The organism is Microbacterium sp. GXS0129 (assembly GCF_044769785.1).
Lineage (GTDB): Bacteria > Actinomycetota > Actinomycetes > Actinomycetales > Microbacteriaceae > Microbacterium > Microbacterium nymphoidis.
Window position 1 is genome coordinate 212740 of sequence record NZ_JBIZVZ010000004.1, and the last position, 18548, is coordinate 231287.

The 18548-nt window shown below is 68.9% G+C and carries 17 protein-coding genes; 10 read left to right on the top strand and 7 right to left on the bottom strand.

The window, feature by feature from the left end:
• The first annotated feature begins 6 nt into the window (after positions 1–6).
• Both ACIQJ5_RS13470 and ACIQJ5_RS13475 read left to right on the top strand, forming a co-directional pair.
• Entirely contained in the window at positions 7–1887 is a 1881-nt protein-coding gene (locus tag ACIQJ5_RS13470) for an FAD-binding monooxygenase (protein WP_231091874.1), read from the top strand.
• A gap of 214 nt (positions 1888–2101) precedes the next feature.
• Positions 2102–3961, top strand: a complete 1860-nt coding sequence (locus ACIQJ5_RS13475; protein ID WP_231091472.1) for a S9 family peptidase — start codon at positions 2102–2104, stop codon at positions 3959–3961.
• A 71-nt stretch (positions 3962–4032) separates the two neighbouring features.
• Here the strand turns inward: ACIQJ5_RS13475 and ACIQJ5_RS13480 are convergent, their stop codons facing one another.
• A complete protein-coding gene (locus tag ACIQJ5_RS13480) occupies positions 4033–4524 on the bottom strand; it encodes an FBP domain-containing protein (RefSeq protein ID WP_402844722.1) in 492 nt (163 codons plus the stop codon).
• A 468-nt stretch (positions 4525–4992) separates the two neighbouring features.
• Here ACIQJ5_RS13480 and ACIQJ5_RS13485 point away from each other — a divergent pair, with 468 nt between their 5' ends.
• On the top strand, positions 4993–5646 hold the full coding sequence (locus ACIQJ5_RS13485) for a copper resistance protein CopC (protein ID WP_402844724.1): 654 nt from the start codon (positions 4993–4995) through the stop codon (positions 5644–5646).
• 425 nt (positions 5647–6071) lie between these two features.
• On the opposite strand, the gene ACIQJ5_RS13490 is transcribed toward ACIQJ5_RS13485, so the two are convergent.
• On the bottom strand, positions 6072–7517 hold the full coding sequence (locus ACIQJ5_RS13490; protein WP_402844726.1) for a DUF6421 family protein: 1446 nt from the start codon (positions 7515–7517) through the stop codon (positions 6072–6074).
• A gap of 260 nt (positions 7518–7777) precedes the next feature.
• Here ACIQJ5_RS13490 and ACIQJ5_RS13495 point away from each other — a divergent pair, with 260 nt between their 5' ends.
• The 4 genes from ACIQJ5_RS13495 (at position 7778) to ACIQJ5_RS13510 (ending at position 12084) form a co-directional block, all read left to right on the top strand.
• Positions 7778–9022 carry a sensor histidine kinase gene (locus ACIQJ5_RS13495; protein WP_402844728.1) on the top strand — a complete coding sequence of 415 codons (1245 nt, stop codon included), beginning with the start codon at positions 7778–7780 and terminating at the stop codon, positions 9020–9022.
• A gap of 11 nt (positions 9023–9033) precedes the next feature.
• The gene (locus tag ACIQJ5_RS13500) at positions 9034–9681 is read left to right on the top strand and encodes a response regulator transcription factor (protein ID WP_231091477.1); all 648 of its coding nucleotides are present in this window, start codon (positions 9034–9036) and stop codon (positions 9679–9681) included.
• A 190-nt stretch (positions 9682–9871) separates the two neighbouring features.
• Entirely contained in the window at positions 9872–10633 is a 762-nt protein-coding gene (locus ACIQJ5_RS13505; RefSeq protein WP_402844729.1) for an ABC transporter ATP-binding protein, read from the top strand.
• A complete protein-coding gene (locus ACIQJ5_RS13510) occupies positions 10630–12084 on the top strand; it encodes an ABC transporter permease (protein ID WP_402844731.1) in 1455 nt (484 codons plus the stop codon). Before ACIQJ5_RS13505 ends, ACIQJ5_RS13510 begins: the two co-directional genes overlap by 4 nt.
• A 155-nt stretch (positions 12085–12239) precedes the next feature.
• Here ACIQJ5_RS13510 and ACIQJ5_RS13515 read toward each other — a convergent pair whose 3' ends face one another.
• Complete coding sequence (locus ACIQJ5_RS13515; protein ID WP_402844732.1) at positions 12240–12767, bottom strand: GNAT family N-acetyltransferase; 528 nt, start codon at positions 12765–12767, stop codon at positions 12240–12242.
• A 55-nt stretch (positions 12768–12822) separates the two neighbouring features.
• Between ACIQJ5_RS13515 and ACIQJ5_RS13520 the strand changes: the two genes are divergently transcribed.
• Entirely contained in the window at positions 12823–13395 is a 573-nt protein-coding gene (locus ACIQJ5_RS13520; protein WP_231091481.1) for a GNAT family N-acetyltransferase, read from the top strand.
• Positions 13396–13598: 203 nt separating this feature from the next.
• On the opposite strand, the gene ACIQJ5_RS13525 is transcribed toward ACIQJ5_RS13520, so the two are convergent.
• On the bottom strand, positions 13599–14114 hold the full coding sequence (locus ACIQJ5_RS13525; RefSeq protein WP_402844734.1) for a hypothetical protein: 516 nt from the start codon (positions 14112–14114) through the stop codon (positions 13599–13601).
• Between the two features lie 52 nt (positions 14115–14166).
• Between ACIQJ5_RS13525 and ACIQJ5_RS13530 the strand changes: the two genes are divergently transcribed.
• Positions 14167–14805, top strand: coding sequence for a 2-phosphosulfolactate phosphatase (locus tag ACIQJ5_RS13530; RefSeq protein ID WP_402844736.1), 639 nt, complete (start codon positions 14167–14169; stop codon positions 14803–14805).
• A 5-nt stretch (positions 14806–14810) separates the two neighbouring features.
• Here ACIQJ5_RS13530 and ACIQJ5_RS13535 read toward each other — a convergent pair whose 3' ends face one another.
• The 3 genes from ACIQJ5_RS13535 to ACIQJ5_RS13545 are packed head-to-tail and all read right to left on the bottom strand — an operon-like array spanning position 14811 to position 17486.
• The gene (locus ACIQJ5_RS13535; RefSeq protein ID WP_402844738.1) at positions 14811–15845 is read right to left on the bottom strand and encodes a hypothetical protein; all 1035 of its coding nucleotides are present in this window, start codon (positions 15843–15845) and stop codon (positions 14811–14813) included.
• A 29-nt stretch (positions 15846–15874) separates the two neighbouring features.
• Positions 15875–16960, bottom strand: coding sequence for a hypothetical protein (locus ACIQJ5_RS13540; RefSeq protein ID WP_402844740.1), 1086 nt, complete (start codon positions 16958–16960; stop codon positions 15875–15877).
• A gap of 37 nt (positions 16961–16997) precedes the next feature.
• Entirely contained in the window at positions 16998–17486 is a 489-nt protein-coding gene (locus tag ACIQJ5_RS13545) for a SprT-like domain-containing protein (protein WP_402844742.1), read from the bottom strand.
• A gap of 125 nt (positions 17487–17611) precedes the next feature.
• Here ACIQJ5_RS13545 and ACIQJ5_RS13550 point away from each other — a divergent pair, with 125 nt between their 5' ends.
• Positions 17612–18523: a sugar kinase gene (locus ACIQJ5_RS13550; RefSeq protein ID WP_402844744.1), complete on the top strand. Its 912-nt coding sequence runs from the start codon at positions 17612–17614 to the stop codon at positions 18521–18523.
• Positions 18524–18548 lie beyond the last annotated feature (25 nt).

Here is an 18548-nt window from a genome sequence, read left to right on the forward strand (position 1 = left end):
GTGACGATGCAGTTCCACCACCACGGGTACGTCTCCGGGGATCCGCGGGTTCGTCCCGCAGCAGGCACCGGAGTGGACCGCCCCGATGAGCTGCCGGACGAGATGGATGTCCTCATCGTCGGCTCGGGCCCGGCGGGCATGCTCCTGGCCGCGCAGCTGACCGAGTACCCCACGGCGACCACGCGACTCATCGAGCGCCGGCCGGGTCGTCTCGTGATCGGCCAGGCCGACGGCATCCAGGCGCGCAGCAACGAGACCTTCCAGGCGTTCGGCTTCGCCGAGGCGATCATCGCGGAGGCGTTCCAGCTCACCGCGATGAACTTCTGGGCGCCCGATCCCGAGCACCCCGAGAACATCATCCGCACCGCCCGGGAGGCGGACGACCCGCACGGCATCAGCGAGTTCCCGCACATGATCGTGAACCAGGCGCGCGTGCTCGACTACTTCGCCGCCTACGCGAAGAACGGCCCCGCCCGCATCGAACCGGATTACGGCTGGGAGTTCCTGGACCTCCAGGTCGGGGAGGGGGAGTACCCCGTCACAGTGCACGTGCGCGGCACCGCCGGCGAGCAGGAGGGCATCACGCGCACCGTGCGCGCGAAGTACGTCGTGGGCGCGGACGGCGCCCGGTCGCGGGTGCGCGACGCCATCGGCCAGAAGCCCGTCGGAGATCAGGCCTTCCACGCCTGGGGTGTGATGGACGTGCTGGCCAACACCGACTTCCCCGACATCCGGACGAAGTGCGCCATCAACTCCACGCACGGCAGCATCCTGCACATCCCGCGCGAGGGCGGGTACCTGTTCCGCAGCTATGTGGATCTGGGTGAGGTCTCGCACACCGACAATCGCGCGGTGCGGGAGACCAGCATCGAGCAGATCATCGCGAAGGCGAACGAGATCCTGCACCCCTACTCGCTGGACGTGAAGAACGTCGCGTGGCACAGCGTGTACGAGGTGGGCCACCGGGTCACGCCCAAGTTCGATGACGTGCCGGAGGAGCTCACCGGCTCGCGCACACCGCGGGTGTTCATCCTGGGCGATGCGTGCCACACGCATTCGGCGAAGGCGGGGCAGGGCATGAACGTGTCCATGCAGGACGGCTTCAACCTGGGATGGAAGCTGGGCCAGGTGCTGGAGGGGCGCAGCGACGCCTCGCTGCTGGACACCTACTCGGGCGAGCGGCAGGTGATCGCGCAGAACCTCATCGACTTCGATCGCGAGTGGTCGGCCATGATGGCGCGCAAGCCGGAGGAGTTCTCCAGCCCGCAGGAGCTCGCGGACTTCTACACCACCACGGCGGAGTTCCCCGCGGGCTTTCGCACCCAGTACGTCGCGTCCCCGATCACGGGCGACATGTCGCACCAGGACCTGGCGACGGGGTTCCCGGTGGGCAAGCGATTCAAGTCGGCACGCGCGGTTCGTGTCGCCGACGCGAATCCCGTGCACCTGGGCCACCACGCACGCGCCGACGGCCGTTGGCGCATCTACGTCTTCGCCGACGCCGATGGTGCACCGGCCACGTCCGAACTCGCGTCCTGGCTGGCGGAGAGCGATGACTCCCCGGTGTTGCGGTTCACGCCCCGGGAGGCGGACGTGGACGCCGTGTTCGACGTCAAGGTGATCTACCAGCAGCCCTACACGGGCGTGGACCTCGCCCGGGTGCCGGCGATCTTCCTGCCGCAGACCGGTCCGTTCCAGCTCACGGACTACGAGAAGGTCTACGCCGTGGATCCGGAGCGCGGCGACATTTTCGACGAGCGGGGCATCTCACGCTCGGGCGCGATCGTGGTGGTGCGACCCGATCAGTACGTCGCCCACGTCCTGCCGCTCACCGCCCGCGAGGAACTGACCGGTTTCTTCGCCGGCAACATGTTGCCGCAGCGCTGAGCCCCGTTCATCGCGCGCACTTCGCTCCGATCCTGCGGGTTCTGGCGCCATGTGCGCGCGATGAAACAGATACCGTGACGTCGATATGGGTCGTGCACATATGTGCAGAATCCGGCGGGACTTCACCCGCGATCTCCTGCGCCGAGTACGTTGAGCCGCACCTGGGAAGTCGCTGAACGCCCAGGGTCCCCCCAACAACGACGTTAGGAATCCGATGAAACGCATCGTCGCGCGCAACAGCTTCTGGCTGGTCCTGTCGCTCGTGCTCTTCCTCCTCTCCGGTCTCGGATCAGCCCTCGTTCAGACCGCCGGCGGTTCCGTGGCCATGAAGACGCTCACGTGGGAGACCCCGAGCGGTCTCACCCAGAGCGCCTACCTGTTCGTGCCCCAGGATGCTTCGGCCGAGGACCCGCGACCGGCCATCGTGCTGGCCCACGGGTACAACAACCAGAAGCAGATGCAGGACAACAACTACGTCGAGCTCGCCAAGCGCGGCTACGTCGTGATGTCCATCGACCGCTATTCGCACGGCGACTCGTCGACGCAGACCGCGGCCGCGGCGATGACCCTCGCCGACAACGCGGCAGGAGTGTACGACGCGGTGCTGCTGCTCAGCGGGCTGCCGTACGTGGACGCCTCGCAGATCGCCGTGAGCGGACACTCGATGGGCTGCATGTCCTCCAACGCGGCGATCGCCCTCGACAACGAAGCGCCCGAACAGCTCATCGCCGCCGCCTACCTCGTCGACTGCAGCCCCGTGACGACAGACGCTGATGGTGCGTTCGCCGACGTCTACGGCGGGCGCGATGTCGCGGTCTACGCCGACCAGTACGACGAGTTCTTCTTCCGCTCCTACGACGCGGACGGTGCGCTCGTCACGACGCCGCGCGAGTACCTGTCGACCGTGGAGGCGCAGTCCTTCCTGCACTTCGGCGCTGACCCGGCCGGGGAGGACGCCCGCGAGTCGTACACGTCCTACACCCAGCAGGTCGATGGCCGGGAGGCGATCCGCCGCATCGACAACGCGGCGGAGATCCACCCGTGGGCGACGTTCTCGGCCACGGCAGCGCACGACATCGTGTCCTTCTTTGATGAGGCGTTCGGCGCGCCCCACCCGATCGACGCCTCGTCCCAGACGTGGCAGATCAAGGCGGCGTTCAACGGACTCGGACTCGTCGCGCTCGGCATCTTCGTCGTCGCCTTCTCGAAGGCTCTGCTCGGAACCCGGCTGTTCGCGGGCCTGCGCGCTGAATCCTCTCCGGCGCCCGCTGCGCCGCGGGGGCGGGACCTTGCCTGGCTCTGGGGATCGCTCGCGCTCTCCGTCGTCATCTCGGCGGTGAGCTTCCAGCTCCTCGCGCAGAGCCCGTGGTCCGAGACCTTCACCTTCACCGGAACGCCCGGCATCAATCCGCAGGGACCGACGTCGTTCATCGGGCTGTGGGCCGCATTCAACGGCCTGGTCGCCGTCGGACTCATGTTCGCGTCCTACCGCCTGTTCGGTGTCCGAAACGGCCAGGACCTCCGTGCGATCGGCGTGCTCCCGGGGTGGCGCAGGTTCTGGCTCGGGGTCCTTCTCGCACTGATCGTCGTGGTCGCCTTCGTGCTCATTCTGTTCGCGACCGAGTACTTCTTCCAGTCCGACTGGCGCCTGTACGTGCTCGGCATCGCCACCTTCAATGCGGACAAGATCGGGCTGATCCTGCTCTACCTGCCGCTGTTCCTTGCGTTCTACGTCTTCAACTCGGTTGCGATGAACAGCTTCAACCGGTTCGCGGTGAACGGCCGGGAGTGGCTGAACACCCTCATCCTCGCCACGGTGAACGCGCTGCCGGCGATCATCCTCGTGGCGATTCAGTACATCACCTTCGGGGTCACCGGCGAGCTCGCGTGGCATGACGGAGAGTCCCGCATCGCCGGGATCTGGCTGCAGTTCGTGATCCCGTTCCTGTTCGTGGCGGTGATCATCTCGCGCAAGATCTACCGCTCGACGAACAACCCCTACATCGGCGGGGTGATCATGGCGGCGATCGCGACGATCAGCAGCGTCAGCACGACGATCACGATCGCCGGCTGATCCGCCGTTCATTGCGCGCAATTCGCTCCAGAACCCGTGGGATCGGAGCGAATTGCGCGCGATGAAGCGGCTTAGGCGGTGTGGTCTCGCACATCCCTCAGGAATGCTTCGACCGTCGTGCCGAGCGTCTCGATGCGCTGCAGGCGCGCGGCCTCGCGATCGAAGCCCGGATACGGCAGCGGCGGGAGCTTGCGGACGTTGCGCGAACATTCGAACCCGCTGCAGACCAGCGTGCCCACGGTGTCGCCGCGGCGTCCGGCATCACCCGCGCGCCGAGCGGCGAAGAGCACGACGTCGTTGGGCAGTGTGACATCGGTGCACCACGTACACTGTGCCCGGCTGCGCGGTCTGGTGTCGCTCTGACGCAGCATCACGCCGACCGGCTCGCCGTCGACGACGCCGACGACGTAGCCGATCTGCGGCTGCTTGCGATCGCGCCAGCCGAGGTAGTCGAGCTTGTCCCAGACGAGGTCGTCGAACTCGGGCATGCTCGCGCGCGTGCGCTCGGAACGGGTGGTGTTGATGAAGGAGGCGCGGATCTGCGCCTCGGTGAGGTTCTGCATGGTCGTCTTTCGTCAGCGTCTCGCCGGCGGCCCGGTACGCGGGTAGCGTCGCGGGACCGCGGGGAGACGCGGTGTCGGTGAATACGCTCGGCGAACAGCGGAAACCGCTGTTCGCGGCGGGGACGTTCGCCATCGAAGAGGGGCGAACCGTGAGGCTGCGCTGCATTCAGCCGAGCCGGTGCGGGCACGACGCCGGCCATCACAGGAGTGAGGCGGCGATTCGGAGAACCGGTACCGGAGGGTCGATCAGCGCGCGAGGCGCGCGCCTCTGTCCGCGGCGCGGAGAACGCCACGGACCTCCCTGCTCCCGAACACGGGATTCATCGACGACATCCTTCGATGCTACTCCCTCGGTGCCGGGCGGGGGCTGTGCACTCTGCGCCGGCCCTCAGCGGGAAAGGACGAGAATGGAGGATCGTCCGTCGCTTCTCGACACGGACGATCCACGTTCGCCGACAGGAGTTCTGCATGTCCACCCTCTCCCGCCCTGCCCTCGCACGCCCGCGCACCGCGCTGCTGGTGGTGCTGGCTCTGCTCACCACGATGCTCGGCAGCCTGTTCGCGGCGGCTCCAGCCCTCGCACACGATGAGCTCGTGGCCACGACGCCGTCGGCGGGGGAGACGGTGACCACCGCGCCCACCTCGATCGGCCTGGAGTTCTCGCAGGAGATGTATCCGGAGGGGACGTTCGCGGAAGTGCGCGGTGAGGACGGCGTGGACTACGCCGACGGCACCCCGACCGTGGAAGGCACCATCGTCACCATTCCGCTGAAGACCGGTTTGCCGAACGGCGTGTACACCGTCAACTGGCAGATCACCTCCAGCGACGGTCACCCCACGCAGGGCGACTGGACGTTCACGCTGGCGGCCGAGCAGGCGCCGGTGACAGAACCGGCCACGGATCCGAGCGCCGACGCGACTGCGGTGACCGGCACATCGGCGCCGTCGTCGACCGGCGCGGCGACGCCGGCCTCGCCCGGGAACTCCGTTTCGCCATCCGCCGAGACCTCTGCGGACAGCGGATCCCCCGTGCTCGGGATCATCGTCGGAATCATCGTGATCGCCGCCGTGGTGGCGGTGCTGGGCGTCGTTCTGGTGCGGCGCCGCGCCACCCGTGGCTGAGTCCCGGAACGGGTCGCGGATGACGATTCCGCACCGATTCCAGGGCGCGCCGCAACCGCAATTGACACGTGGGTGGGCGGCTACGTAGCTTTTACCTATCGGGCGGACCTGCAGGACGAATCGTCATGCACGTCCGGTCGACATGATCTCCACCTGAACGACGACCTGTACGTTCGGGGGGTGAATCGGAAGTCCTGGGCAATCGGGACGGCTCGCTGAGACTCCGGTCGCGGCGAACCGTGCGCAGGAGGACGGATCCATCCGCGGAGACGCTCGACGAGGGCGGCTGTGGAGGTGCATGCATCCCCTCGCATCCACTGGCCCGCCGCCCTCGTCGAGCACCTACCTCCGCCTCGGCGACCTGCTCGCCGCTGGGCAGGCAGAAGCCCCTCGCACCCAGCGGTGCGAGGGGCTTCTGCCGGCGATCAGTCGGTGCCGCGAATGCCCTTGGTCGACGTGATGACGTCTGCCATCTTCTTGTCGAGGGCCTCGAAGAACATCGACAGCGGGAACTCGTCGTCCAGCACCGCGTCGGTGTAGCCCTTGGGTGCGCCGAGGAGGATCTCATCGGGCAGACCGCGGTTCCACTGCGACGCCGGGTGCGGGGTGACGACCGAGCGCACCAGATCGTACGCGGCCAGCCAGTGGACGGTCTTCGGGCGGTCGATCGAGCGCCAGTACAGGTCGTCGATCGCGTCACCGAGCGCCACCACGGCGTCGGGCAGGCGGTCCCACTCGACCGCCAGCGACACGTCGGTCCAGTGCAGCACGCCGCGCTGGTGCAGCCACGCGAACAGCAGCTGGCCGCCGAGCCCGTCGTAGTTGCGCACGCGCGTGCCGGTCAGCGCGAAGCGGAAGATGCGATCGAACAGCACGGCGTACTGCACCAGTGCCGCCTTCTCGAGCATCTGTTCCTCGGCCTCGGTGATCGCCTCGCCTGCGTCCTTGCGCGCTTGCAGCGCCCGCTGGATCTTCACGCTCTCGCGGAACGCGGTGAGGTCGCAGCGCATCTCCTCCAGCGAATAGAGGAAGAACGGCATGCGCTGCTTGATCATGAACGGATCGAACGGCAGGTCGCCGCGCATATGCGTCCGGTCGTGGATGATGTCCCACATCACGAACGTCTCCTCGGCCAGCTTCTGGTCGGTGAGCATCCGCGCTGCGTCCTCCGGGAGATCGAGCTTCGTGATCTCCGCGGCCGCATCCACCACACGGCGGTAACGAGCGGCCTCGCGATCCTGGAAGATCGCTCCCCACGTGAAGGTGGGGATCTCGCGCATCGACACGGTCTCCGGGAACAGCACCGCCGAGTTGGTGTCGTAGCCGGAGGTGAAGTCGATCAGACGCAGCGAGACGAACAGCTTGTTGCCGTAGTCGCCGGCCTCCAGCTCGGCGATGAACTCGGGCCAGATGACCTCGACGATCAGCGCCTCCACATGGCGGTCGGGGGAGCCGTTCTGCGTGTACATCGGGAACACCACGAGGTGGCGGATGCCGTCGATGCGGTGCAGCTGCGGCTGGAACGCCACCAGCGAGTCGAGGAAGTCCGGAACGCCGAAGCCCTCGTGCGCCCAGCGCCGGAAGTCGGCGACCAGGGCGGTCAGGTACTCCGCATCGTGCGGGAACAGCGGCGCGAGAGCGTCGACGGACGAGATGATCGTCTGCACCAGCTCGGTGGCGCGCGCGTGGTCGGCGGGCTCGGGAACCGAGCCGTCCTTCACCTGCAGCGTCTGCAGCTCGGTGGCGGCACCCTTCAGGCCGAGCCACTGCGGCGAGTCCTCCACGCCGACTGCGCGGCCGTCCTCGACGACCTCGGGCTCTCCGACGACGGCCTTGTGCTCACGCGTTTCGTGGGTCTGGCTGATGGACATGGGAACCTCCGATCTCGAGGCTCGGGCCGCTGCACTGCGACGTGCTGCCACGTCTTGTGAATGCGGCGGCGGGTGAATGGGTTGCGACGATCCTAGCCGGTTCCCCCTGACGACGGCTGAGTTCGATGGGCCTGCGTACCCGCCTCGTCCCGCGCCACGTGCCTGATGCGGCGGGCATGCGCGGATGCGGGCCTCGGTCGCGCGGATCCGTACATCCGTGGACGGATGTGGCGCCGCCGCTGCTCCCGTAGCGTGGAGGAGTGTTCCGTACGCTTCGCCGTTCCCAGCTGATCTGGGACATCGTCGGCGCCTCCCTGCTGCTGCTCATCGGGTGGCCCGTGATCGGCGTCGCCTCGGCGACGGGAATGGAACCCACCAACGGCTGGACGGCGTTCGGCGCAGTGCTGAGCACCATCCTCGCCGCTGCCGCGGCCGCGATCCGTCGTCTCTCGCCACCGCTGGCGTTGATCATCGCGTGGGTGGCGGCGCTGATGACCATGGCGTTCGTGCTCATCCCGGGCGTGATCATCCCCGTGGTGTTCATCGTGCTGTTCGCCACATCGGCATACGGCTCCAAGCGCACCATGTACTGGGGCCTCGGATCCGTGATCGTCGGCTCCCTCCTGGCCTCGGCCTACGTGACTCTGGCCACCCTCGCGGGTGCGTTCTTCAACCCCTCCGTTCCCACCGAGAAGCCCAGTCCCACCCTGGTCGCCGTGATCACGGCGGCGATGTTCGTCGCGTGCATCGCATCCATGGGGCTGAGCTGGGCCTTCGGCCTGCTGATGCGCAACCGCATCCGCACCCGACGAGTGGAGCGCGAGCGCGAGATCGCCGAGGCCCTGGCCGTCGCGGAACAGCAGCGCACGCAGATCGCGCGCGACATGCACGATGTGGTCGCCCATTCCCTGGCGGTGGTGATCGCTCAGGCGGATGGCGCCCGGTACGCGTCGGTGGCGCGCCCGGAGGCGGCGACCGAAGCCCTGCGCACCATCGCCAGTACGGCCCGCGGCGCCCTCTCCGATGTCCGGCTGCTGCTGACCCAGCTGCGCCACTCCCAGGCTGAGGGACCCCAGCCGACCCTCGCCGACCTGGAGATGCTCTACACGCAGGTGCGCCAGGCCGGCGTCGATCTGCGCGTGGACGTGGACCCCAGTCCGCGTGCGGACCCGCCCGGCGCGATCCAGCTGGCGGTGTACCGGATCCTGCAGGAGGCCCTCACCAACGCGATGCGTCACGGGGACGACTCCGGCGTGGACGTCTACCTGTCGTGGCACCCGGATCGCGTCGATCTGGGGGTCATCAACGTGATCGATCCGCAGGAATCGTCCCGCCCCGGCGGGCACGGACTGATCGGCATGCGCGAGCGCGCTCAGCTTGTGGGTGGCACACTCGATGCGGGGGCTGACGTCGCCGACGGACGTAACCGCTTCGTCGTCCGCGCCAGCATCCCGATCACCGAGATCGCAGAGGCGCCGGATTCGCCCGCCGCCACCACCAGCTGAGGAGCGTACGCATGACCGACTCGATCCGGGTCGTGCTCGTCGACGATCAGGCGCTGTTCCGCGCCGGCATCCGCATGCTGGCCGATTCGCAGCCGGACATCGACGTGGTCGGCGAGGCCGGGGACGGGCGTGAGGCGCTCGACGTCGTGGCGCGCACCCGTCCCGACGTGGTCCTGATGGATATCCGCATGCCCGTGATGGACGGGCTCACTGCCACCGCGGAGATCCTGCGCACGCCGGATGCACCGCGTGTGGTGATGCTCACCACCTTCGATCTGGATGAGGCCGCAGCCCGAGCGATCCAGCAGGGCGCGAGCGGGTTCCTCCTCAAGGACACCGAACCGGAGGCGCTGCTGGCGGCCATCCGCACCGTCCACTCCGGTTCCGCCGTCATCGCCGCCGCCGCGACCCAGGATCTGTTCGCCCACTTCACCAGCCCGCAGACGATGCCGCTCCCCGCCGAGTACGAGACGCTCACCGAACGCGAGCGGGAGATCTTCGCGCTCGCGGCCCGCGGCCTCAGCAACGCCGAGATCGCGGCGCGGGAGTTCCTCTCCGAAGCCACCGTGAAGACGCACATCAGTCGCATCCTCACCAAGCTCGGCCTGCGCGACCGCGTGCAGCTCGTGGTCTTCGCCTTCGAACACGGCCTCGCCTGATCCGCCGCACGCATTCCGCCCGCTCACCACACGGCAAAACTCCCCTCGGTGGGCGACCATCCCCGCGTTGCGCCGTTTCTCGCCCACAGCGGAAGTCTCACGGGCGGGGATCGCGGATCATCCTCGGGATGTAGCGGGATCGGGCGCGGGAGCGATGCGGCTGAACCGCACGGCGAACGAGGCTGGAAGCATGCAGATCACGACCTCCGACCTCGGGCTCGCCGCCCGCGTCCAGCACCTCACCAAGACCTATGGTTCGGGTGAGGGCGAGGTCCGTGCGCTCGACGACGTGAGTGTCGGCGTGCGTCGCGGACAGTTCACCGCCATCATGGGCCCGTCCGGGTCCGGCAAGTCCACCCTGATGCACATCATGGCCGGTCTCGACTCGCCGTCCACGGGCACCGTGTGGATCGGCGACACCGACATCACCGGCATGGGGGACACCGACCTCACGCTGCTTCGCCGTCGCCGCATCGGTTTCATCTTCCAGTCGTTCAACCTGGTGCCCACCCTCGACGTCGCGGGCAACATCCAGCTGCCCCTCGACCTCGATGGCCGCAAGCCCACGGCGGAGGAGACCGCGCGCATCGCGATGCTGGTCGACACCCTCGGGCTGCGCGGTCGCCTCACGCACCGACCGCATCAGCTGTCGGGCGGTCAGCAGCAGCGCGTCGCCATCGCGCGTGCGCTGGCCACCGCGCCCGATCTGGTGTTCGCGGACGAACCGACCGGAAACCTGGATTCCCGCACGGGGCGCGAGGTGCTGTCGCTCCTCGCCGCCGCGAGTCGCGAGCACGGCCAGTCCATCGCCATGGTCACCCACGACCCCATCGCCGCCTCGTACGCGGACCGCGTCATCTTCCTCGGCGACGGACGCATCGTCGCCGACAAGCCGCGCCAGACGCCGGAGCAGATCACCTCCTACATGCTCGCGGCCGAGGTGAACGCATGACCGCCGCCGTCCTCGCACCGTCGAAGAGCGCCGCACCCTCGCTCGGCTGGCTGCGCGAGCGGGGGATGGGATCAAGCATCCTCATCGCCGCGCTCAGCTCGGCATTCGGCGTGATCCTCGTCACCGTCACCGGCTACATCGGTGCGGTGATGATGGACAACCCGGTGCTCGGGGAGTCCGCCACCGCGATGTTCGTGGTGGTGATGCTGAGCGTGCTGCTGGTCGGCGTGGCCGTGTACGTGGCTTCCATCGTGACGGCCAACACGTTCGCCACCATCGTGGCCGGTCGTACGCGGCAGATCGCCCTGATGCGCCTGATCGGAGCATCGGCGCGATCCGAGCGCGCGGCCATCGCGCGCCAGGGTCTGGGTGTCGGTGTCATCGGTGCCGCGATCGGCCTGGTGCTCGCCACCTCCGCGGCCGCCATTGCGCTTCCCCTCGTGAACCGCGCCCTCGGCGTCGGCGAACTGCCGTTCAGCGTGCTGCAGCCGTGGATCGTCATCCCCGCCGCTGCCGTGGCTCTCACGACCTGGGCCGCCGCCTGGGTGGGCTCGCGCCGCGTGCTGACGGTGACGCCGCTGCAGGCGCTCGCCGGGTCCCAGGAGCGCACCGCGGACGATGTGCGCCGACCCGCGCGCACCGCTTCCGCCGTCTCCCTCCTGGTGCTGGGCATCGGCCTGCTGGTGGGGGGCCTGCTGTTCGGAACCTTCATCAACCCGATGGGCGTCGCCATCGCCTTCCTCGGCGGTGTTCTCTCCTTCACGGGCCTGGCGCTGGGGTCGACCTTCATCATGCCGCCGGTGCTCGCCCTGGTCGGGCGCATGTTCGGCTCCTCGCCCACCGCGAGGCTGGCGGCCGAGAACGCCATGCGCCATCCCGAGCGGTCGGCGCGCATGACGATCGGTGTGGTGATGGGCGTGACCCTGGTCACCATGTTCTCGGTGGCGAGCGAGTCGGCCAAGGCAATAATGATGCGCGGCGCCGATTCGGAGATCGGCGCTCAGATCAGCCAGGTGATGGACAGCTTCGCCGCTGTGATGATGGGCCTGGTCGGCGTCTCCGCGATCATCGCCGCCGTTGGTCTCGTGAACCTGCTGACGATCGGCGTGGTGCAGCGCCGTCGGGAGCTGGGGCTGTTGCGCGCTCTCGGCTTCACGGCGAAGCAGGTGCGCCGCATGGTGCTGCTGGAGGCGGCGCACATCTCGATCGCCTCTCTCGCCACCGGCCTCGTGCTGGGGGTGGCCTACGGCTGGATCGGCGCGCAGTCGACGCTCGGCTCGCTCCCGGTCCCGCCCGAGATGACCACGCCGAACTTCATCCTGCCGACCATCCCGTGGACGCTCATGCTGGGTGTGGTGGCGGCCACTGCACTCCTGACGGTCGTCGCCTCACTCGCTCCGACACGGCTCGCCACGCGCGTGGTTCCCGTTGAGGCCCTCGCCACGGACTGAGCAGGTGCGTCCCGCCAATCCGGTGACGTGATCGCGGCCTGAGAACCGGGCTCATGCGGCGACCGAGGTGCTGTGTCCTCCTCGATCGCCGCATGACCTGTTCCGGCGCATCTCCCGGAGCCCGGCTCGGGCCCTCGGGGACGGTCCGGCGTACGTCAGCGGACGTCGCGGATCATGCGAAGCTCCCGCAGCGATGCGCCGGCTCGTTCCTCGACCTTCTCGGCCCCGTCGAAGGCGAACCCGTTGCGTCGATAGAACGCCTGAGCGCGGGGATTGTCGTCCAGAACCCAGAGCGAGGTGGGGCGAGAGAGCGCAGATGTCACGTCCAGCAGCGCCTGCCCGACGCCCGTCCCGTAGGCGTCCGAGAGCACGTAGAGGGCATACAGCTCGGTGTGCTCCGTGGTGTCTGCGTCATCATCGCGGGAGGGGCCGATCGAGACGAATCCCACCACACGGCGGTCGTCATCCTCGGCCAGCCAGGATCGCCACAGCGCGTCCGATTCGGCCTCGGACTGCAGGATGCGCTGCCACGAGGCGGTGCGGTCCGGGACGGAGAGGCCGTCCAGCAGCTCCTGCGGCATGCGCCCCGTGTACGCCTCGCGCCAGGCGCGCACGTGCACGCCGGCGAGAGCCGCCGCATCGGTGAGGTCGGCCTGGCGGATGCGGAAACTCGAAGGGGTCACGATGCGCCAGCGTAGCTCCGCGGCGATGTCGGAGGCCCATGCCACACTGGGGCCCATGAGCATCGAGGTGCGACCGGCGGTCGTGTTCGAAGACGTTGCGGCCGTGGTCGGGCCGAAGAAACCGACGTCCAACGTGTGCTTTTGCCTGAGCTATCGCATCGGCAACAAGGAGAACGTCTCGCTGCGCGGCGAGGCGCGGGCGGACCGGGTGAAGGAACTCTGCGCCCAGGACCCGCCGCCCGGCGTGCTGGCCTATCTGGACGACACCCCCGTGGGGTGGGCCGCGGTGCATCCACGAGCGGGCACCAGCTTCGCCCGCAACCGGTTGATCCCGCACGTGGACGACCTCGACGTCTGGTCGCTGTGGTGTTTCCGGGTGAAGCCCGGATACCGCAAGCAGGGCGTGCTGCACGCGCTGGTGGCCGGAGCCGTGGAGCACGCGCGTGCCAGCGGTGCGGTCGCCATCGAGGGCTATCCCGTCGACAACGGCGGGAAGCCGGTGAACCTCACGATGGCCTATGTCGGCACACGCAGCCTGTTCGAGCGTGCGGGGTTCACCAAGGCCGCCGACACCGGCTCCGTTCTCGACGGTTTCCCGCGAGTGCTGATGCGCCGATCCCTCGTCTGATCCGTTGTCCCGGGCTGGTCCCAGGCCAATCCGGGGCTTCGGGATTGAGGCGCGGGTTCGGGCCAGAGCCGGGGCTTCGGCGCGGGGCCGTGGGTTTCGGCTCAGAGCTGGTCCCAGGCCAATCCGGGGCCTCGTGGCTGAGGCGCGGGTTCGGGGCAGAGCCGGGCTTTCGTGATTGTCCCGTCGGGTTCGGGCCGATCCCGTCAGCGCGTCGACGTTTCCGCGGGCGCGAGCTCGGGATCGAACGCCCACGTGCGCGCCAGCCGCGTGATGCGCGCCTGCCGCAGTTGCCATGAGGCCCACAGCGTCGGCCAGAGCACGGGGGCAGTGGCGCCCCGAACCGTGAGACGGTCGCGCCACAGCGTGCGATCCGGCCGTCCGGGAACGGGGCTCACCGCCATCTGGTGGTCCCAGACATCCAGCGAGGCCAGCGGGCCCGTGAGCGGGATCCCCGAGTCGCGCAGGATGCGCACGCGCACGCCGTTCTCGTCGACTTCGCGGTCCGTCGTGTGGATCAGCTGCTTGCCGATGCCCACCGCGCCCCACATGCGCATCTCCACGGCCGTGTCGCCGCCGTGTTCGAGCTGTGTGGGGATCGGCGTCATCGGGCGCAGGGCGATGAGCGGGCTGTACAGCTCCGCGAGCACGGCGGGTGAGTGCAGCGCGCGCCAGGCGGCGTCGGCGTCGCAGTCGATCTGGAACTTGAGCATCACGCGCATGTCCCCATCCTGCCCCGGCAGCCGGGGCGTCGGCGGTGAATAGCATGGAAGGATGAGCTCCCCCTTCACCCAGGACACGTATCAGGTGCGCATGGAGTGGGGGACGTCGGGGCTCGCCCGGCTGGCTCCCGCCGACGTGGTCGTCGTGGTGGACGTGCTCCGGTTCTCCTCGGTCGTGTCCGAGCGCACCGCCGCGGGCGAGGAACTCGTGCTCGCGGATCTCGCCCCGCGCTCCCTGAACGGAGCGGCCGTGGCCGCCCTCGCCGCGTCGCAGGAGCATGCGCCGGTGGTGCTGTTCGGAAGTCTCCGCAACGCCTCCGCCGTGGCCGACGCGATCGTCGAGCTGCAGAACCAGCGGGGTGCACGCACCTCGGTGGCGGTCATCGCCGCGGGAGAGCTCACCTCGCGCGACGCGGACGCACAGCTGCGATTCGCGGTGGAGGACCAGCTCGGTGCGGGGGCGATCATCGACGCGTTGAGCACGCGGGGTCTCGACCACACGTCGCCGGAAGCGGCAGTCGCCGGTGAGGCATACCGTGCGCTCGGGGGCGCGGTGCGCCACCTGCTCGGCGCATCCGGATCCGGACGGGAACTGATCGAGCGGGACGAGCGCGCTGTCATCGCGGCAGCAGCGAACGTCGACGCCGACGAGGTGGCGCCGCGGCTGCGGGACGGCGTGATCCGGGGCTGACGCCGCTACTGCTCACGCAGCGTGGCGACGGGGCCCTCGCCCGGGGGCCAGGTGATGACGGTGCGGATGTACCTGCCCGAGGATTCCGCCGGGAAGGAGAACTCGGGACCAGGGAAGGTCCAGGTCTGCGTCTCGCCGTAGACGAAGTCGTCGCGACAGGATTCCGCGCTCTCATACCCTGCTGTGTTCACGTCCGACCCGGAGAGCGTGATCGCGGAGACGCAGTGCAATCCATCCCGCTCCACAGCCCACAGCGCGGTGAGGCCCGAGATGGCGACCGGGATGGCGCTCCCGCTCCCATCGCCGCGTGCGGCCGCTCGCGTTCGCTCGACGATCGCGTTCGTCTCCAGCGCCGTCATCGTCACATCCTGCCAATCGGGCTCGAGCTGGGCCGGTCGCCCTTCTTGCCAGACCGCCTGGATCGTTCCGCGTGCCGTATATGACTCGCCCGACTTCGATGTCGTCCCGAGCTCAGCGGCGCCCGCCGTCTCCGCCACGCAGCCGAGGACGTCTGCGCTGCTCGGCTGGCTCCCATCGGGGATCGCCGCGATGACGAAACAGCGCGTCTCACCGTCCGCGGATCGCGCCTCCCAGACGACGCCTCCGAACAGCGTGCCGATGTAGAGGAGCGTGTCGGGGTCGGCCGCCCGGGCGACTTCCACTCGCGCGGCGTTCAGCGTGGCGGCGATGGACTCGTCCACCGTGATCTGCGTCACGGCGTCTTCGCGTGTCTGCAGCCCGTTGTTCGCGGCCCATCCTGCGGCGAAGGTTGCCAGGAGCACAACCAGCGCGCCGACGGCCATCAGCGTGCGGGGGCGGCGCCGGGCGGTGGATGCGTCCGCCTGCTGCCCGGGGCGCCGTGCGTGGGTGGAGGGGCTGGGCTCGGGTGCGTCAACGGATCGGTCATGCGGCAGCTCCGTGACCGGGGCCATCAGCTCGGCGAGTCGTTGTGCCTCTGCCGGCTCCAGGCCTGCTCCCGCACGGCCATAGGCGGCGGCCAGCAGTCGTCGTCGTTCGTCCTCTGCGGCCTCGTCCGTCATCAGACCCCCCTTCCCCTCGCGAACACCCGCTACGGCTCCATCACGGGAGTCATCCTAGGGTCGCCATCGATCGGCCAGTCCACACGCCAGTGCCACCCGGGCAGGACCGTGCCGGTCTCGGCCGTAACCTGGACGAACTCCGGATCGAAATCCGCCGAGGTCTCGTGGATGCCGGTCTCGGGGTCGGCCTGATCGTCGAGCCAATAGGTCACCATGTAGTCCCGCTTCGCCGCCACGGCTGCCCGTGCACCATCCGCGGTGCATGCCCAGTAGCTCGTGAGGACGGAATTGCTCTCGGTACTAAAGACGTCGGCGCCGGGCGCGACGGAGAAGTCGAGGAGCGTCGGTGGTGCCTCGCACTCGATGGCTGCCAGCACCCTCTGACGATCGTCCGCGAGCTGCTGCACCGTCCCGGCACCGGGCCCCACGACGGCGGCGCCCAGGCCGGTGGCATCGACCGACGTCTGCGGTCTCGCGCGCTCACCTGCCCAGACCACGCTCGTGGACACAGCGACCTGTCCGCCACCTTCGGCGCTATGCACATCCGTCTGCAACCCGATCTCCGTGGTGTCCGCGCCCACGCACTGCGCCTCAGCCCGCGGCGCGGGCGTCGAGACGACGGGGAGAACACAGTGCTGACCGGAGCTGGGAGAGCCGGCGAAGTAGTCCATCCCGTTCAGGGCTCCCGCGTAGTTCCACGTCTCCCACCCCTGCTCTCGCGCGATGTCTTCGCCGATTCGCAGCGTCTGCGCCATCGTGCCGGGAGGGGCAGGAGCGGTCGAGCGGCCCGCGACGAACGCCCCCGCAAGCGCCGCCACCAGAGCGAAGGCCCCGAGGGAGGTGACGATGATTCGCCCCCGGCGCGGCGGCGGATCGCTCTGCATCACCGGCCGGGCAAGCGTCGTCTCGGAGGATTCGTCGAGGCCGTCGAGGAGCTCATGCAGGTCATGCGCCCGTTCCATCGTGTCCGGCGACGGAGATGCTGAGCTGGCATCCTCCGCCCGCCGGGTCAGCACATCGAGTCGTCGCAGTTCCTCGGCGCCCAGGGCATCTCCATGACGGAACACCCGCCGTTGCAGCTCGCGCAGTTCCCGGGCATCGTCATCGCTGAGCATGGCCCCATCCTCGCTTACGCCGAGCCGGGACGGCGACTCACCGTGGTGCCACGGCCGCCCGTCGCGTCGCCGCGGAGATCTCACGCCGGGTCCAGGTGAAATGGAAACGCGGGTCGTACTGCGGCGCGCACTTGACGCACGAGGCGAGCCGCGTGGGCTTGCGATGACGGTAGGCGAAGTGCCCGGCGGGGCAGACGCCGACCCACGGGGCCAGCTCGTTCGCAGTCTCACCGTGGTGGGTGGTGCCCCCGACATATCCGAGTTCGCGCGCGACGCGCTTCCAGCGCGGCCCGTGACCGGCGGCCGGCCCAGCCAGCGCATGCGCAACCTCGTGCAGCAGCGTCTGATGGTTGGTGTCGTCGTCGTACCGGGCGGCGAGGTAGCGGGAAACCGAGATGCGCTTGCGGTTGTAGTCGCAGAGTCCCGCACGACGCTTCGCGTTGTCGAAAGCGAAGGACCAGGACGGATCCAGATGGATGCGGATGAGCGCGTTCGCCCAGATCTCCACGCGTCCCAGCTCCGACATGCTCTTCAGCCTACGTCCGGCGTCCGACATCCGGATCGGCCCCGCCCGACGGTGTTCCCCGCGGGGGCGCCCAGTGCCCGCTGGCTAGACTGACTGCAACCCCACCCGCCTGATGAGAGCAGAGCATGAGCGATTTCGCACCGTCCCCCGCCGGCGTCCTGTGTGTGGGGGAGACCATGGGTGTGGTCACCACGAGTGACGCCTCGCCGGTGGTCACCGGAACCAGCTTCCTGCTGGAGACCGGTGGGGCTGAATCCAACGTCGCAGCGCATCTGGCGACCCTCGGGGACGAGGCCGCCTGGTTCAGTGCACTCGGTGCCGACGCCGTCGGTGAGCGCATCCTGCGGCGCCTGCGTGCGGCGGGCGTCGATGTCTCGCTCGTCCGGGTCCGCGACGGAGAGCGGACCGGGCTGTATCTCAAGGACCCTGGCAACGGTGTCGTCTATTACCGCGCCGGATCCGCCGCGAGCCGGCTCGGCGCCGATGATGCGCGCGCGGTTCCGATCGAGCGGTTCCGTGTGCTCCATCTCTCCGGAATCACGCCCGCCCTGTCTGGGTCGTGCCGTGAGTTCGCCTCGGTGCTCATCGAACGCGCTCACGAGGCCGGCGTCCTCGTGAGCTTCGACGTCAATCACCGTGCCGCCCTCTGGCCCGACCTGAAGACCGCTTCCGACGTTCTCCGGGACTTCGCTGAGCGTGCCGATATCTGCTTCGTCGGACTCGATGAGGCTCAGGGGCTGTGGGATGTCGAGACGCCCGCCGATGTCCGGGCCCTGCTCGATGAGGTCCGTATTCTCGTCGTGAAGGACGGCCCGATCGGGGCGACCGAGTTCGACGGCGAGTCGGAGACCTTCGTCGCCACCCCACCCGTCGAGGTCGTGGAGCCCGTCGGCGCGGGCGACGCCTATGCATCCGGCTGGCTGCACGGATTCCTTCGCGGACAGACGGCCGAGGAGCGCCTGCTCACCGGTCACGTGCGCGCTGCGCGCACGCTGCGGTCGGCCGGAGACCTTCCCGACGACATCCCGCGCGGCTGAACGACGACATCCCGCGCGGCTGAAC

What these genes read in the sequence shown, in the direction of transcription:
- ACIQJ5_RS13470 (WP_231091874.1), top strand. Translation starts at nt 7, where the DNA reads ATGCAGTTCCACCACCACGGGTACGTCTCCGGGGATCCGCGGGTTCGT.
- ACIQJ5_RS13475 (WP_231091472.1), top strand. Translation starts at nt 2,102, where the DNA reads ATGAAACGCATCGTCGCGCGCAACAGCTTCTGGCTGGTCCTGTCGCTC.
- ACIQJ5_RS13480 (WP_402844722.1), bottom strand. Translation starts at nt 4,524, where the DNA reads ATGCAGAACCTCACCGAGGCGCAGATCCGCGCCTCCTTCATCAACACC.
- ACIQJ5_RS13485 (WP_402844724.1), top strand. Translation starts at nt 4,993, where the DNA reads ATGTCCACCCTCTCCCGCCCTGCCCTCGCACGCCCGCGCACCGCGCTG.
- ACIQJ5_RS13490 (WP_402844726.1), bottom strand. Translation starts at nt 7,517, where the DNA reads ATGTCCATCAGCCAGACCCACGAAACGCGTGAGCACAAGGCCGTCGTC.
- ACIQJ5_RS13500 (WP_231091477.1), top strand. Translation starts at nt 9,034, where the DNA reads ATGACCGACTCGATCCGGGTCGTGCTCGTCGACGATCAGGCGCTGTTC.
- ACIQJ5_RS13505 (WP_402844729.1), top strand. Translation starts at nt 9,872, where the DNA reads ATGCAGATCACGACCTCCGACCTCGGGCTCGCCGCCCGCGTCCAGCAC.
- ACIQJ5_RS13510 (WP_402844731.1), top strand. Translation starts at nt 10,630, where the DNA reads ATGACCGCCGCCGTCCTCGCACCGTCGAAGAGCGCCGCACCCTCGCTC.
- ACIQJ5_RS13520 (WP_231091481.1), top strand. Translation starts at nt 12,823, where the DNA reads ATGAGCATCGAGGTGCGACCGGCGGTCGTGTTCGAAGACGTTGCGGCC.
- ACIQJ5_RS13525 (WP_402844734.1), bottom strand. Translation starts at nt 14,114, where the DNA reads ATGCGCGTGATGCTCAAGTTCCAGATCGACTGCGACGCCGACGCCGCC.
- ACIQJ5_RS13530 (WP_402844736.1), top strand. Translation starts at nt 14,167, where the DNA reads ATGAGCTCCCCCTTCACCCAGGACACGTATCAGGTGCGCATGGAGTGG.
- ACIQJ5_RS13535 (WP_402844738.1), bottom strand. Translation starts at nt 15,845, where the DNA reads ATGACGGACGAGGCCGCAGAGGACGAACGACGACGACTGCTGGCCGCC.
- ACIQJ5_RS13540 (WP_402844740.1), bottom strand. Translation starts at nt 16,960, where the DNA reads ATGCTCAGCGATGACGATGCCCGGGAACTGCGCGAGCTGCAACGGCGG.
- ACIQJ5_RS13545 (WP_402844742.1), bottom strand. Translation starts at nt 17,486, where the DNA reads ATGTCGGAGCTGGGACGCGTGGAGATCTGGGCGAACGCGCTCATCCGC.
- ACIQJ5_RS13550 (WP_402844744.1), top strand. Translation starts at nt 17,612, where the DNA reads ATGAGCGATTTCGCACCGTCCCCCGCCGGCGTCCTGTGTGTGGGGGAG.